A 14,035-nucleotide genomic window follows, 5' to 3' on the forward strand; every position below is an offset into this window, starting at 1 on the left:
CAGGAGACCCCTTGATGAAAATCGATTTGAACGTCGACCTCGGAGAAGGTTGCGATAGCGACGAGGCCCTGCTCTCGCTGGTCAGCTCGGCCAACGTGGCATGCGGCTGGCACGCGGGCGACGCGAGCACAATGCAACAGGTGGTGCGCTGGGCGCTGTCGAATGGCGTCGCCATCGGCGCGCACCCGAGCTTTCCCGATCGCGAGAACTTCGGTCGCACGGAGATGCAACTCCCTCTCGACGACATTCGCGCGGGCATGCTGTATCAGATCGGTGCACTCGCCGCGATGGTGCGAGCGCAAGGCGGCTGGCTTGCGCACGTCAAACCGCACGGCGCACTCTACAATCAGGCGGCGCGCGATCCGGCACTGGCCGAAACGCTTGTCGAAGCGATTCGCGCGTTCGATACCGATCTCGCCGTCTTTGGGCTGGCGGGCGGCGAGTTGGTGAAAGCGGCGCGCGCGGCCGGCATGCAGGCGGTTGAGGAAGTCTTCGCCGACCGGGGTTACAACCCGGACGGCTCACTGGTCAAACGCGGTACGCCCGGCGCCTTGATCGAACGCGAGGAAGATGTCCTCGCGCAAACGCTGATGATGGTGCGCGAGCAACACGTGCGCGCCGTCGACGGCACGCTCGTGCCGATTCGGGCGCAAACCGTCTGTCTGCATGGCGACGGCGAACACGCGCTCGAATTCGCGCAACGCATTCGCGGCTTCCTTCTCGCCGAGGGCATCGAGATCGCGCCGGCACGACAGGTGTAACCCCCAACGTCCCCCAACATCCTCCCGTCTCAAACGAAAACGCCGTCCGGGGATGTCCCCAGACGGCGTTTTCGTTGAGGGCGCCGGTAGACACCGGCGCTGGCGCGTGGCTTACTGACCGAGCGTCGGCATGGCGAGCGACGCCGTGGCATTGGCCGGACGTCCCTCCGGCCAGCGACGCGTGACAACCTTCGAGCGCGTATAGAAACGCACCGATTCCGGGCCGTAGATGTGCTGATCGCCAAACAGCGAATTGCGCCAGCCGCCGAACGAGAAGTATGACACCGGCACTGGAATCGGCACGTTCACACCGACCATGCCGACTTCGATCTCGTCTTCGAAGCGTCGCGCCGCACCGCCCGAGGTCGTGAACACCGCCGTGCCGTTGGCGTACGGGTTGCGGTTGATGAGCGCAATGGCCTCTTCCAGCGTGTTCACACGCGCCACAGCCAATACCGGCCCGAAAATCTCGTTGCGATAGATCGACATCTCAGGCGTCACGTTGTCGAACAGGCATGGGCCGATGAAGAAGCCCTCGTCACGCTGTGCGACTTTGAGACTGCGGCCGTCGACCACGAGTGTCGCGCCCTCGTCGACACCGGCGTCGACAAGTCCCCGCACCTTGTCGCAATGCGCGCGGGTAATCAGCGGCCCCATTTGCGCGACGGGATCGGTACCGTCGCCGACCGGCAGCGACTTCGCGGCTTGCGCCAGACGGGCCACCAGTGCATCGGCCACGTCGCCGACCGCCACGGCCACCGAGATCGCCATGCACCGCTCGCCTGCCGAGCCGTACGCAGCGCCGATCAACGCGTCGACGGTGAAGTCGAGGTCGGCGTCGGGCATCACGACGCCGTGGTTCTTCGCGCCGCCAAGCGCTTGCACGCGCTTGCCGTGCGCCGAGGCCGTGCTGTAGATGTACTGCGCAATGGGCGTCGAGCCGACGAACGACACGGCGTTCACGTCCGCATGGGTGAGCAGCGCATCGACGGCCGCCTTGTCGCCATTCACGACGTTGAGCACGCCATCGGGCAGACCGGCATCCTTGGCCAGACGCGCGAGCAGCAACGCCGCCGACGGCACCTTCTCCGAGGGCTTGAGCACGAACGTGTTGCCGCAGGCCACGGCCATCGGGAACATCCACAGCGGCACCATCGCCGGGAAGTTGAATGGCGTAATGCCTGCGCATACGCCCACGGGCTGGTGAATCGAGTACGTGTCGACGCCGGTGCCGACCTGCGGCGCGATCTCCCCCTTGAGCAAATGCGGAATGCCGATGGCGAACTCGACCACCTCGATGCCGCGCGTGACTTCGCCGCGAGCGTCGTCGAGCGTCTTGCCATGCTCTTGCGTGATCAATTGCACGAGCGCTTCTCGATGCGCTTCGAGCAGTTCCCGGTACTTCATCATCACGCGGGCGCGCTTCATGGGCGGCGTGGCGCGCCAGCCGGCCAAGGCAGCACGTGCGGCTGCCACGGCCCGCGCGACGTCCGCCGTGCCGCCCAATGCCACCTGACGAATCACCTCGCCGGTGGCCGGGTTCGTCACTTCGCCAAAGCGCAGCTCGGCTTCACCCGACGCCACGCGCTCGCCGCCAATCCAATGCTCGATACGTTCGGTACTCACTCGCTGATTCATGTCGATTTCCGTGAAAACGCTGTCGTTGGGCAAACGCCCACCCGAGGCAGGCGGTTGCCGCTACTGTCTGGCGGCGGCCGCCCCACTCTGCTGCCGATGTCGCTTATGCCGTCTCGCGAATGGCCTGCGCCACGATGCTGAACAACTCGTCGATCTGCGCTTCGCTCACGATGAGCGGCGGCGAGAACGCCAGGATGTCGCCCGTGTAGCGCACCATCGCGCCCTTCTCGAAGCACTTGACGAAGATGTCGTGCGCACGCGCGCCCGGCTTGCCGTCGCGCGTGGACAGTTCAATGCCGCCGACCATTCCCAGATTGCGAATGTCGATGACGTTCGGCAGGTCGCGCAGACCGTGGATGGCCTTCTCGAAATGTGGTGCGAGCGTTGCGGCGCGCTCGAACAGGCCTTCGCTCTGGTACAGATCGAGGGCGGCGCAAGCGGCGGCGGCGGCCAACGGATGACCAGAGTAGGTATAGCCGTGGAAGAACTCGATGGCGCCGGTGTTGCCTGCATCGACGATGGTGTCGTGCACGCCGGTTTTCACCGCGACAGCGCCCATCGGCACGGCGGCGTTGTTCACGCCCTTGGCCATCGTGATGATGTCCGGTGTCACGCCGAAATACTGGGCAGCGAAGGGCTTGCCGAGACGGCCGAGACCGGTGATGACTTCGTCGAAGATCAGGAGAATGCCGTGCCTGTCGCAGATCTCGCGCAGCTTTTGCAGATAGCCCTTCGGCGGCACCAGCACGCCGGTGGACCCGGCGAGCGGCTCGACGATCACGGCGGCGATGGTCGACGCGTCGTGCAACGTCACCAGGCGCTCGAGTTCGTCGGCCAAATGCGCACCCCATGCCGGTTGGCCCTTGGAGAACGCGGCCTCCTTGAGGTTGAGCGTATGCGGCAGATGATCGACGCTCGGTAGCAGTTGGCCCGAATACGCCTTGCGGTTCGGGGAGATACCGCCGACCGAAATGCCACCGAAGCCCACGCCGTGATAACCGCGTTCGCGGCCGATGAGCCTTGTGCGCTGGCCTTCGCCCCGGGCGCGATGGTATGCGAGCGCGATCTTCAGCGCCGTGTCGACCGACTCCGAACCCGAGTTCGTGAAGAAGACGCGATCAAGCCCCTGCGGCGTGATCGCGGCGATCTTGCTCGCGGCCTCGAACGCTTTCGGGTGGCCCATCTGGAACGTCGGCGCAAAGTCCATTTCACCCGCCTGCTGACGGATCGCTTCGACGATCTCGGTGCGGCAGTGACCGGCGTTCACGCACCACAAACCCGCGGTGCCGTCGAGAATGCGGCGATTGTCCGACGATGTGTAGTACATGCCCTCGGCCTTCACCAACAGGCGCGGCGAGCTTTTGAACTGGCGGTTGTTGGTGAACGGCATCCAGAACGCCGTCATGTCGAGATTCAGGTCTTTCATGCTCATCGCGGGGGCTCCCCAGGTCTTCGCTCGATCAGGATGTCGCGCAGTCTGCATAGCGCCGCGCCACGGGTGGATAGGATCGATCCTACGAGAGGCAGACCGATACAGACATGTACAGTTGCATGGAAAATGTATATTCTGTATCGGTCAATCGCACCCACTGTATTGGCAACAGCCGATTCGGCGGACACGCCTTGGCCCCATGCCATGCGGCAGGGGCCGAGACGAGACGCATCGACGTTGGGTCAGACACCGCAAGTCGTGGCCCACTTTCATTTACACACCCACGACGCCACCCGCGTCGTCTTGCCATCATGGTCCAGCCGCTCGCCTTTTCTCTGAACCGCGCCCAACCGGAAGCGCTTGTCGACCAGATCGTGCGGGAGGTCGAGCGTGCGTTGCAGCGTCAGACGCTGCATGCGGGCATGCGGATGCCCTCGATTCGCGCGTTGGCCAAGGCGCACGGCATCAGCACGTTCACGGTGGTAGAGGCCTACGACCGCCTCGTCGCCCAGGGCACGCTCGTCGCCCGGCGCGGGGCGGGGTTCTTCGTGGCCGGGGCCGCCGACGCGCGCGACGCCGGACTGGCCAGCCCGGGCGGCACGCTGGCCATGAGCGCCACGGCGAGTGAGGTCACCAACGCGTGGCTGCTCTCCGAGATCTTTGCGGACGACACCATCGCGGTGAAAAGTGGCTGCGGGTGGTTACCTGATAGTTGGCTCGATGAAGATGGGCTGCACGGCGCGCTGCGTGCGCTCTCGAAAGGGCCCGGCGCGCACTTCGCGCATTACGGGCATCCGCACGGGTATGGGCCGTTGCGCCAGTGGCTGGCGCGGCGTCTCGGCGAGTTGTCGATCGACGCCCCGCCCGAGCACATCGTGCTCACGCATGGTGCGACGCAGGCGCTCGACCTGGTGGTGCGTACGCTGCTCAAACCGGGCGACACCGTGCTCGTCGAAGCGCCTGCCTATTGCAATCTGTTGGCGGTGTTGCGTCTGGCAGGCCTGAATGTGGTGGGCATTCCACGCACGGAAGCGGGACTGGACCTCGGGGCATTGGAGCAGGCGGCACAGACGCACCGTCCGCGCGCGCTGTTCGTGAATCCGGCATTGCAGAATCCGTTGGGGACGTCGCTCACGCCAGCGGCGGCGCATCGCATTCTGCAGTGTGCGGAGCAGCATGGCTTCTGGATCGTGGAGGACGACATCTATCGGGAGTTGGCCCCCGCCGGCACGCCGTCATTGGCGGCGATGGATGGCCTGTCGCGCGTGATTTACGTGTCGAGTTTCTCGAAGACGATTTCGCCGTCGGTACGCGTGGGGTATCTGGCATGCGCGCGCGATCTGGCGCATGAGATTGCCCGCAGCAAGATGGTGGCGGGGCTTACGTCTTCGGAAATCAATGAGCGCATCGTTCATGCGATTCTCACCGAGGGGCGTCACCGCAAGCACCTCGAGCGCCTGTCGGATCGCTTGACGCGCTCGCGCGCGCGTCTCATCACGCAATTGCAGTTGCATGGTGTAACGCTGCTGGCCCAGCCGGAAGGGGGGATGTTCGTGTGCGGCAGCTTGCCGGAGACGGCGCAACCCGCGCGCGAACTGGCCGAAGCGGCACTCTCGCAGAGCATCATGCTGGCGCCGGGCGAATTCTTCCTCGCACACACCGAACCCTGCCACTGGTTCCGCTTCAACGTTGCCTACTCCGACGACGCCCGTCTATTCCGCTTTCTCGAGCGGGCGGCGGCGGGAAAATTGGCGCCTTGACCCCAGGTTCGAGCTATTGGGAAGGACGCTGCGCCTTCGTCGATATGACGTCGATGTTCAACTGACCAAGGTTCGCAATCAACGTCAGCTTCGCCAGATTCCATCGCGCACGCGATGCGGCCATCGCATGCTCCGCGTCCGCCAGAGCACTCTGCGCACTGATCAGTTCCTCGATGTTGCCGACGCCTTCTCGATAACGCCCGCGCGCGATCTCGTAGGATTGCGTCGCGTCATCGTGCAAACGGACTTCGACGACTCGACGCAGTGACAGCGCGCGCAGCGCCCGATGGCTCTGCCAAATGCTGGAAGCAATGTTTCGCTCGGAAGCCCGCATTTTCGCTCTGGCCACGTCGACTAGCGCTTCGGCTTCCATCGTGCGGTGCTTCCTGAGTCCGCCGTCGTAGAGCGGAATAGTGATCTGGATACCGATGCTGGCGCCGGTTCTGGCCCGTTCAGTTGTCATCGACCCAGTCCGAGTTCCACGGCTGACGTCTCCCACCAGTGTCAACGACGGTCCCCAGGCACGCTTGATGGCATCTCGCCCTGCCTCCTGCGCAAGTATTTCGGCATACGCTTCGCGCAGCATCGGATGCTGCTGCCTGAGGTCGGCCAACAGATCCTCGACGGGCGCGAGCGGATCGCGCGGCTCTGGACCGTTGGCGTCCTCGCCGTCCAGGTCGAGTGTCATGTTCATATCGATGCCAACCAACGAGGCAAGGCCCCCCTTTCGGGCGACAAGTTTTGCCCAGGCGTCCAATCTTTCCAGCACCTGCCGGTCATAGGCAGTGCGGGCGCGCAACACGTCGCCCCGAGCACCGGCACCCGCTTCGTATCTCGCACAAGCGGCCATTGCGCTCTGCCACGACAAGCCTTCCACCTTCAATGCCGTGTCGAGCAACGACTGCGCCTCGAGGGCGGCGTAGTAGGCCCGGGCGACATCGAACATCACCTGCTGAAGCCGCACGTCCCGAAGCGCAGTTGCGACCGCCAATCGATTTCGTGCCCTCTCCAGACGGGCACCACGTGAACCGGTGTCGAGCAAAAGCCAACTCATATTGGCTCGCCACTGGCCTGCGGAGCTTGCGCCGTTGGCATCGCCGCCCAGCGCCGAGGATGTCGATTGATCGCGCTCGCGCGAGACCTCCACCGCAGCGTGCACATATGGCAAATAAGCAGCGCGCGCGACGCCGATTCCGGCAGCACGCGCAGAGACTTCCGACCAGGATTGCGTGACACGCGGATCGAGCGCCAACCCGCGGCGTATCGCATCGCCCAAGGGCAGCGCAACGCGCTCGCCCGCCATTTCGGAGATCTCCTCCGTCGGGATACAGCTTGCCCAGGAGGACACGCTCGCGGCAAAGAACAGGAAGGCCGCCAACGTCACTTGCACAATAGCGTTGACCTGTCGGAGGCCGTCCGGCCTCATCGATCAGTCCCGACTTCGGTGGCCCCCGCCGGGCGGGGCGATTGTCTGCGATCGGAGACGATGGTTCCGTGGCGAATTTCGATCACCCTATCGGCACTCGCGATCGTCTGAGGACGATGGGCAATGATCACACGGGTCATGCGAAGCGCGCGAATCGCATCGTTGACACGCTGCTCGTTCTCCATGTCCAGATGACTTGTCGCCTCATCGAGCAACAGAATGGCGGGACGCTTATACAGCGCACGGGCAAGCAAAATTCGTTGCTTCTGCCCCCCTGAGAGCACGCTTCCCATATCACCGACCAACGTGCTGTATCCCATGGGCATGGCTTCGATGTCGTCGGCGATACAGGCGACGCGGGCGCACTCACGTATCCAGTCCGCATCTCCCTTCGTATCAAAAAGGCTAACGTTATCCGCCAGCGAGCCCGCAAACAATGTGTCGTCCTGCATCACAGCGCCCACCGCGCGACGAAGCCGGTAAGCCCCCAGCCTGTGCAACGGCGTTCCCGCCAATGAAATCGTCCCTGCCGTCGGCGTTAAAATACCGAGCAGCAAATGCGCCAACGTCGACTTCCCTCCCCCGGATGCGCCGACGATGGCCACCGACTCTCCGGCCGATACGGAGAACGTAATGTCCTCAAGAATTAGGGGGTCATACGCGTTGTGGCGAAAGCTGAGCCCCTGAACATCGAGCCGGGCGTTGGAAATCGTCTCGTCGACCACAGACACGTTCCCGTCGGCTTCAGGTGCGTGCAAGGCGATGTCCGCAAGGCGCGCAGCTTGCACGCCTAGCATTCTGAACTCCGCCAGCTTGTCGATCAGCGACGTTACACGAGATTGAAACTGCGTCTTGTACGCCAGCAACGCAATAAGGGCGCCGACCGTCAGGTCTCCACCGATGACAAACGTTGCCGCGATCCAGATGACCACAATATTCTCGGCGCCCATCAGAAAGCCGTTGGCGTGCCGATTGAGAAGTGTCAGCTTCTGGATGCGAATGTCTGCGTTGGCTTGTCGTATGAGCAATGTCAACCACGTCAATTGCCGCTCGTCTTCCCGCGAAAAGAGCTTGATGGTCTTGATTCCGCGTAACGTCTCGAGGAAATGACTCTGCTGGCGCGAAGCCTGCACCAGGTGCTCTTCCGTCGCGCGGAAAATCGGCCGGTGAAGCACCACACGTTGCAGTGCGTAGACACTCACGAATCCGAGCACGACAGCGCCAAGCGCCGGGCTGTAGACAAATATCAGAATGAGTGTCAACAAAGCCATGATGCCGTCGAGCCCTGCCTCCACGAATGAAGCCGTCAGCGTGCGCTGAATCTCGTCCACGGCACCGAAGCGCGACACCACGTCTCCCAAATGGCGTTTGGCAAAGTAGCTCACCGGCAAGCGAACCATATGGGCAAATAGATTCGCCCGCCATTGCAGATTCCACGTCACGCCGAGGCGCATCAGCGACCACGAACGCAGCGCCCCGATCGCGTGCTGGCATATGAGCGCCAGAGAGAATCCCACTGCGAGCGTCGCCAACAAATCGGTATCGGCGGTGATAAGCGCATGGTCGATAACCCACTGAAGATAGAACGGCGATATCAGCACGAAGACTTCAAGCGACACCGCCAGCACAAGAAGCTGCGTCATTGAAGAAGCGAGACCAGTGACGCTACCGAGCAAATCCGCGATATGCACCTTCTTCCTTTCGTCGCGCGCAACAAAATCGTCACCCGGCCAGAGTTCAAGCGCAACGCCGGTGAACGATTTCGACACGTCGGACATCGCGACGGTGCGACGTCCCATGGACGGATCGTGAATGATCGCGCTTTGCGCGCTCACGCGCACCAGCACGACAAAGTGATCGAAATTCCAGTGCAGAATGCAAGGCAGCCGCAACTTCGGAAGCGCATCAAGCGGCAGACTCACAGCGCGGCTCGCCAGGTTCAAACAGCGCGCAATGCTCACCACGCTTGCAAGCGTGGCGCCCATCTGAGAGATTGGGAATCGCGTGCGAAGCGACTGGAGGTCCACACAACGGCCGTACCTCCCGGCCACCATGGCCAGACACGCCAAACCGCATTCTGCCGCTTCCGTCTGGAGGATCGTTGGCACCCTCGCCCGGAACAAGGTGTCGAGTTGACTCCATTTTGTCATGCACCACTCCTGAACTCAGATTCTCCCGCCCATGCTCTTCAACGGATGAAATGCCCACTCATAAAGTCGCCGGGTTTCGCGCATGATGTCCGCATCCAGGGTCATGCCGGCTCGCAACGGGAGCGAACGGTTTTGTCCGGACGCCGATTCGGCAAGGCTTACCCTCACGAGATAAATCGGCACGCGCGAGCCATACCGGCCCTCGTAGGGATCGACGTCGAGGATATCGGTATGCGGCACCGCAGCTTCGGACACTGAGACCACCGTCCCTCCGAAATGCCCGAATTTCTGATGCGCAAACGCGCGGTAGCGCAGACGCACCCCATCTCCCGCCTTCAAAAATCCCACAGCGTTGCTCCGCACGTACAGGTGCGCTTCAAGCTGTGCGTCAACGGGCATGATCGACATGACCGGTGACGTTGCGCCGACATTCTGTCCCGCGTCGGCGACCACTGCCGTCGCGATTCCGCTAACAGGCGCCACGACGGAAAACTCGCGCTTCCCTTCGCTTTCCGCCAGCTCCTGCTCGAGATTGGTCAGGTCACGCAACGTTCTCGTTAGCTCACGATGCTGACCTAGCGGCATCGCCACGAGTTTCTGCCTATCGGCAGTCAACGCTCTCGTGGCTATCACACGCTCCCGCTGCAACACGCTCAGACGAGATTGTTGTTCCAGATATTCCGCGTGCTTTTCCTGTGCCAGTTCGCCGGAGACGTACGACCGCGCAAACAAGCGCTCGTATCTCTCTTTGTTCACCTTGGCGAGGGCGACGCGCTCGCGCTGATGTCCTATCAGGATGTCAAGTTTGCCAATCTCTTCCGCATGTGCCGCAATCGTGGCCTGCTGTTCTTCCAGGGCCAACCGCTGAACATGTTTCATCTCGACGATGTCTGCCCGCAACGAGGTCAGGCGAGCGGCGATCTGTGCCGTCACCGATGCGTGAATGCCTGCGCCGGTTCGCTGCCGACGCTCGGACGAGATCACGTACAGCACATCGCCACGGTTGACCCGTTGCCCCTCGGTGACCCATCGCGCTACGACGGTTCCCCTTTCTGCAGCGTAGACCTTCGCGACGCCCGATACCGGGACAAGTCGGCCGACAACGGCAACCCTGTGCGTATACGTACCGAGTACCAGGAGGGCAACCACTGCGGCTGCCATCGCGGCTGCCGCACCCATCGCCACTTTGACCGGCACCGGCTGCACCAAGAGCACATCTCCCAGCCATCTGGGCCGGCCCGCCGCCAAGGCCTCATCGCGGAACATAGCGTTGACAACCATCGAAGGCCCGATGCGGCGCGGGCATCAATGCGCCGCCTCGAAATGCCCATCGAGCGCGACGAATGCGAACCGATTGAAGTCCCCGTCATGGAAAATAACGCGCCCCGCGAGCACGTCCATACCCACGGCCCCGAGGGTGACAACGCCCTTGTCGGAAATCGTTGGTGCCGGAACGACGGGATGCCGGAGGAAGCGTTGTCCGTTAACTGTGATGTCCACCAGCCGGGTGCGTCGCTGGCTCGCGACGACGTTACCCAGCAGATCCACGTTTGTGGTTCGTTGCCGCCCGACGATTGACCGACGCAGCAGGCTGCCCAACAGCGTTGTTCGGTAGGCACCAGAATCCACGACGACCGGCACCCGCCCACCCGGCACATCGAGCGGAATCGCCATCACGCGATGAGGATTGGGAACCGTACCCACGAACTGTGCCGCGTATCGGCCACCGCCTTCTGGATCGAACCGCTCGCTCACGAAGAAGCAGTCGTCTTTGAAATCAAGGATCGACACCTTCTCTTGTGCCAGGTACTGTGGACTGATGATGCCGGAGAAGCCGTCCGCCATCAGCGGCGTTTCGTCAATCACGTAGAACTGCTGCTCGCTTCGATGGCCTGTCCCGTCGCTCACGAGCAGCAAGGCCCTTTTCGCCTGCGTGGACGACGCGATCGCGTTAAGGGTCTCCTTCTCCGTCGCGTGATCCTCCCCCTCAGCAAGCAATCGATTGTCCCAAAGCACGTGGACGTTGGACCCGGTGTCCAGCAGCATCTTTGCCGGCTTGTCGTTGATCGACACAACGATGTAGGGGTCGGACTTTCTCTGCGCGTCGCCGTATTCGACGCGAGAAATGAAGTCTGGGCGTATTGTCGGCCACGGCGCGCTACAGTTCGGAGCAGCGAACGCATGGGCCCCCGACCACCCCATACCCACAAGCGCAATGAAAGCTATCCAGAAAACGGACGCGACGCGATAAGTGAACGACATTCAATGAATCTCTACAAAGTTTCGGGATATGTCATTGATGGGAACGCCCCTCAACGCGAGGTACTCGGCACCCTTTAGATAAGTCGCTTTCAGACAGTCGCAATAGATGGTGTGCTGATCGGCCACACCGTCCTTGCAGCGATGTAACGGCGTATCGGCCCTCGTGGCGAGCTCGCATATCTCACGCCACAAACACGAGCGGCAAGCAGACGCAGCCGATCGCCGCGCCAGTAGGGCGCTGACGGTCGCGTGCCATGCAAGGAATTCGGAGAATGTCGCATCCGCGACATTCATGCGGGCGTAAAAGATATCGGGGATCACGTTTCTCAGCGTATCGTCGTGTCCGATGTCGCCGCCACTCGATAGCGTGAACACGATGCTTTGCTTCGCTTCGCTCCAGATCTCCGCTTTGCGCTTTTCGTCCGCCAGAATAGCGTCGAGCATGCGGTCGATGGAGCGGATGCGTACGGTGCCCCTGTCGTCCTCGGCCCAGCACTGGAAGAGCGCTTCATTAAACCGCTTCAGTGCCGCAACGTCCGACGCTTTGACGGAATCGTGCGACTCGTCCGGCAGCAGAAACTGGAGGTTCGTGATACCCAACGTCCGCGTGAGCGTCTCATATACCAATCGCGCGTCGAATTTCGGATTCATGACGCAAATCGCGCCATACCCCGGAATTTTTCCCGCGTCTGCCGCTTGCTTTATCAACGCGATTTTCTCTACCGTGCGGTCATAAGTACCCGCACCATTCTTATCAACACGGTTTTCGTCGTGATAGCTTTTGGGGCCGTCAATACTGACCCCTACATAGACATTCAACCGAGAGAGCAAGGCGAGCCACTCCTCGTCGATCAGCAGGGCATTGGTCTGCACCGTGAATTGCACCGCCGCGGCATCGCTGAGCCCGTGCTTCAGAATGGTGACGATCTCTTCAAACCGCTCGCGCTTCATCATCAACGGTTCACCGCCGTGAAGATCGATCTGAAACGTCGTCTCTTTGAAATTGGGCGCCGACGAACGGAGGAATTTGACAAACTGCCTCGCCGTCTCACTCGACATGTAGGGCGGATTCGACGCGTAATCCTTGTTCTCTTTATTAAAGAAGTAGCAGTACTTACAGTCGATATTGCAGCGCTCCGCGAGCTTCAGAATGACCTCGACGTACAGTTTCACGGTACCCCCCTGTAAAAACGGGCACGCGCCAAATCGCGCGTGCACCGTTTCAACGGCTAATGCCGTCGCCTCAGATAGCGCGGCTCCACGTCGCGTTCACAAACACGTTTCCGCCCCTGGCCCCTGAGATTTGCTCAAGCTCGGACAGCGGAATTTCCTTGATCGAACCGTCCTCTCGTGCTGCGTTCTGCTTTTCGGTCAGTTGCGCGATGAATGCCTGAGTGCTCATGGATAAGTCTCCTGAAAACCCGCGAGAAAATTCATCTCGTTGATTGCGGGGCGTCAACAAGACGCACTACGCTTTGCCGTGTGACAGTGAAACGCGGGTGGAGAAGAGTATTGACCGTGAACGGTCTGACTTGAAATCGGGAAATTCCGAAAAACTCCGGCTAGTTGCAACGCAACTTGCGTCTAGAACGACATCGGGAGGTCTGGGGTAGCCCTCAGACGTCCACCCCGAACCGCTCCCGATACGCCATAGGCGTCACGCCGTATTGACGTTGAAACGCGCGGCGCAGGTTTTGTTCGTCGCCGAAGCCCACACGCGCGGCGATGCGTTTGAGCGGCGCGTCCGAGTCGAGCAAGGCGAAACGGGCCGCCTCCAGACGCATGCGCTCGACCGCCTTGGCCGGTGTCGATCCCGTGCGCGCAAGGTAGCTTCTGGCAAACGTACGCGGACTCATGTTCGCCTGCTCGGCAAGGCGCACCACCGACAGATCGCCGTCCAGCCGCTCCGACATCCACGCGTGCAATTCCCCGAACGGTGCTCCGGCGGCAAGCTGTTCCTGCAACGGCGGACTGAACTGCGACTGCCCCCCCGCACGCTTGAGAAACACCACGAGCCGACGCGCCGCCTGCAACGCCACGTCCGCGCCGCAATCGTCCTCCACGAGCGCCAACCCAAGATCGATACCCGCCGTGATCCCGGCCGACGTCCACACCGGGTCCTCACGCACGTAAATCGGATCGGACTCGACCAATGCCTCCGGGAAACACGCCTGCAACATCGCCGTATCGAGCCAATGCGTCGTGGCGCGACGCCCGTTCAGTAACCCCGCCGACCCCAGAATGAACGCGCCCACGCACACCGAACACATGCGACGCACGCGCGGCGCGTAGCCCCGTAACCACTCGCTCACCTCGCCCGGCACCGCAGGACGATGCGCAATCGCACCGCCGACCGCAATCAACGTGTCAACGTCCATCGCGTCGAGCGCGCGCAACGGCTCGGTATGCAGCGTAATGCCCGACCCCGTCTCGACAGGGCCGCCATGCTCGGACACCACCACGGTCCGGTACGGGGCGGCCTGTCCCAGCGCCGCAAAGTTGCGAACGACCGCATGAAACGCATCGAGCGGTCCGGCCAGATCCAGCAGCACGAATGGCGGCACGATGAGAAAGGCAACGAGACGAGGTGGGTTCATGGTGACGCA

General features: G+C 62.2%; 11 protein-coding genes. 2 read left to right on the forward strand and 9 right to left on the reverse strand.

What is annotated here, in order from left to right; translation table 11 throughout:
- Nucleotides 1-14 precede the first annotated feature (14 nt).
- Nucleotides 15-761, forward strand: coding sequence for a 5-oxoprolinase subunit PxpA (gene pxpA, locus ACE3UG_RS04070; protein WP_374620014.1), 747 nt, complete (start codon nt 15-17; stop codon nt 759-761).
- Between the two features lie 111 nt (nt 762-872).
- Here the strand turns inward: pxpA and ACE3UG_RS04075 are convergent, their stop codons facing one another.
- Both ACE3UG_RS04075 and ACE3UG_RS04080 read right to left on the reverse strand, forming a co-directional pair.
- Nucleotides 873-2,399 carry a CoA-acylating methylmalonate-semialdehyde dehydrogenase gene (locus ACE3UG_RS04075; protein WP_374620017.1) on the reverse strand — a complete coding sequence of 509 codons (1,527 nt, stop codon included), beginning with the start codon at nt 2,397-2,399 and terminating at the stop codon, nt 873-875.
- A gap of 103 nt (nt 2,400-2,502) precedes the next feature.
- Complete coding sequence (locus ACE3UG_RS04080; RefSeq protein ID WP_374620020.1) at nt 2,503-3,831, reverse strand: aspartate aminotransferase family protein; 1,329 nt, start codon at nt 3,829-3,831, stop codon at nt 2,503-2,505.
- 311 nt (nt 3,832-4,142) lie between these two features.
- Between ACE3UG_RS04080 and ACE3UG_RS04085 the strand changes: the two genes are divergently transcribed.
- Nucleotides 4,143-5,591 carry a PLP-dependent aminotransferase family protein gene (locus tag ACE3UG_RS04085; protein ID WP_374620022.1) on the forward strand — a complete coding sequence of 483 codons (1,449 nt, stop codon included), beginning with the start codon at nt 4,143-4,145 and terminating at the stop codon, nt 5,589-5,591.
- Between the two features lie 13 nt (nt 5,592-5,604).
- Here the strand turns inward: ACE3UG_RS04085 and ACE3UG_RS04090 are convergent, their stop codons facing one another.
- The 7 genes from ACE3UG_RS04090 to ACE3UG_RS04120 form a co-directional block, all read right to left on the reverse strand.
- A complete protein-coding gene (locus ACE3UG_RS04090) occupies nt 5,605-7,017 on the reverse strand; it encodes a TolC family protein (RefSeq protein WP_374620025.1) in 1,413 nt (470 codons plus the stop codon).
- A complete protein-coding gene (locus ACE3UG_RS04095; RefSeq protein ID WP_374620028.1) occupies nt 7,014-9,167 on the reverse strand; it encodes a peptidase domain-containing ABC transporter in 2,154 nt (717 codons plus the stop codon). The genes ACE3UG_RS04090 and ACE3UG_RS04095 overlap by 4 nt, the downstream gene beginning before the upstream one ends.
- 15 nt (nt 9,168-9,182) lie before the next feature.
- Nucleotides 9,183-10,448 (reverse strand): HlyD family secretion protein, encoded by a 1,266-nt coding sequence (locus ACE3UG_RS04100; protein WP_374620031.1) that lies wholly within the window; start codon nt 10,446-10,448, stop codon nt 9,183-9,185.
- A 24-nt stretch (nt 10,449-10,472) separates the two neighbouring features.
- Nucleotides 10,473-11,429 carry a hypothetical protein gene (locus tag ACE3UG_RS04105; RefSeq protein ID WP_374620034.1) on the reverse strand — a complete coding sequence of 319 codons (957 nt, stop codon included), beginning with the start codon at nt 11,427-11,429 and terminating at the stop codon, nt 10,473-10,475.
- Nucleotides 11,430-12,602, reverse strand: a complete 1,173-nt coding sequence (locus ACE3UG_RS04110; protein ID WP_374620037.1) for a radical SAM protein — start codon at nt 12,600-12,602, stop codon at nt 11,430-11,432.
- A 70-nt stretch (nt 12,603-12,672) separates the two neighbouring features.
- Nucleotides 12,673-12,831 (reverse strand): hypothetical protein, encoded by a 159-nt coding sequence (locus ACE3UG_RS04115; protein WP_374620040.1) that lies wholly within the window; start codon nt 12,829-12,831, stop codon nt 12,673-12,675.
- Between the two features lie 214 nt (nt 12,832-13,045).
- Nucleotides 13,046-14,026 (reverse strand): GlxA family transcriptional regulator, encoded by a 981-nt coding sequence (locus ACE3UG_RS04120; RefSeq protein WP_374620043.1) that lies wholly within the window; start codon nt 14,024-14,026, stop codon nt 13,046-13,048.
- Between the last annotated feature and the right edge of the window lie 9 nt (nt 14,027-14,035).

The sequence above is a fragment of the Pandoraea sp. genome (assembly GCF_041919235.1).
Taxonomy (GTDB): Bacteria; Pseudomonadota; Gammaproteobacteria; order Burkholderiales; family Burkholderiaceae; genus Pandoraea.

Coding starts and splice junctions, on each gene's coding strand:
- pxpA (WP_374620014.1), top strand. CDS start 15: ATGAAAATCGATTTGAACGTCGACCTCGGAGAAGGTTGCGATAGCGAC.
- ACE3UG_RS04075 (WP_374620017.1), bottom strand. CDS start 2,399: ATGAATCAGCGAGTGAGTACCGAACGTATCGAGCATTGGATTGGCGGC.
- ACE3UG_RS04080 (WP_374620020.1), bottom strand. CDS start 3,831: ATGAGCATGAAAGACCTGAATCTCGACATGACGGCGTTCTGGATGCCG.
- ACE3UG_RS04085 (WP_374620022.1), top strand. CDS start 4,143: ATGGTCCAGCCGCTCGCCTTTTCTCTGAACCGCGCCCAACCGGAAGCG.
- ACE3UG_RS04090 (WP_374620025.1), bottom strand. CDS start 7,017: ATGAGGCCGGACGGCCTCCGACAGGTCAACGCTATTGTGCAAGTGACG.
- ACE3UG_RS04095 (WP_374620028.1), bottom strand. CDS start 9,167: ATGACAAAATGGAGTCAACTCGACACCTTGTTCCGGGCGAGGGTGCCA.
- ACE3UG_RS04100 (WP_374620031.1), bottom strand. CDS start 10,448: ATGGTTGTCAACGCTATGTTCCGCGATGAGGCCTTGGCGGCGGGCCGG.
- ACE3UG_RS04105 (WP_374620034.1), bottom strand. CDS start 11,429: ATGTCGTTCACTTATCGCGTCGCGTCCGTTTTCTGGATAGCTTTCATT.
- ACE3UG_RS04115 (WP_374620040.1), bottom strand. CDS start 12,831: ATGAGCACTCAGGCATTCATCGCGCAACTGACCGAAAAGCAGAACGCA.
- ACE3UG_RS04120 (WP_374620043.1), bottom strand. CDS start 14,026: ATGAACCCACCTCGTCTCGTTGCCTTTCTCATCGTGCCGCCATTCGTG.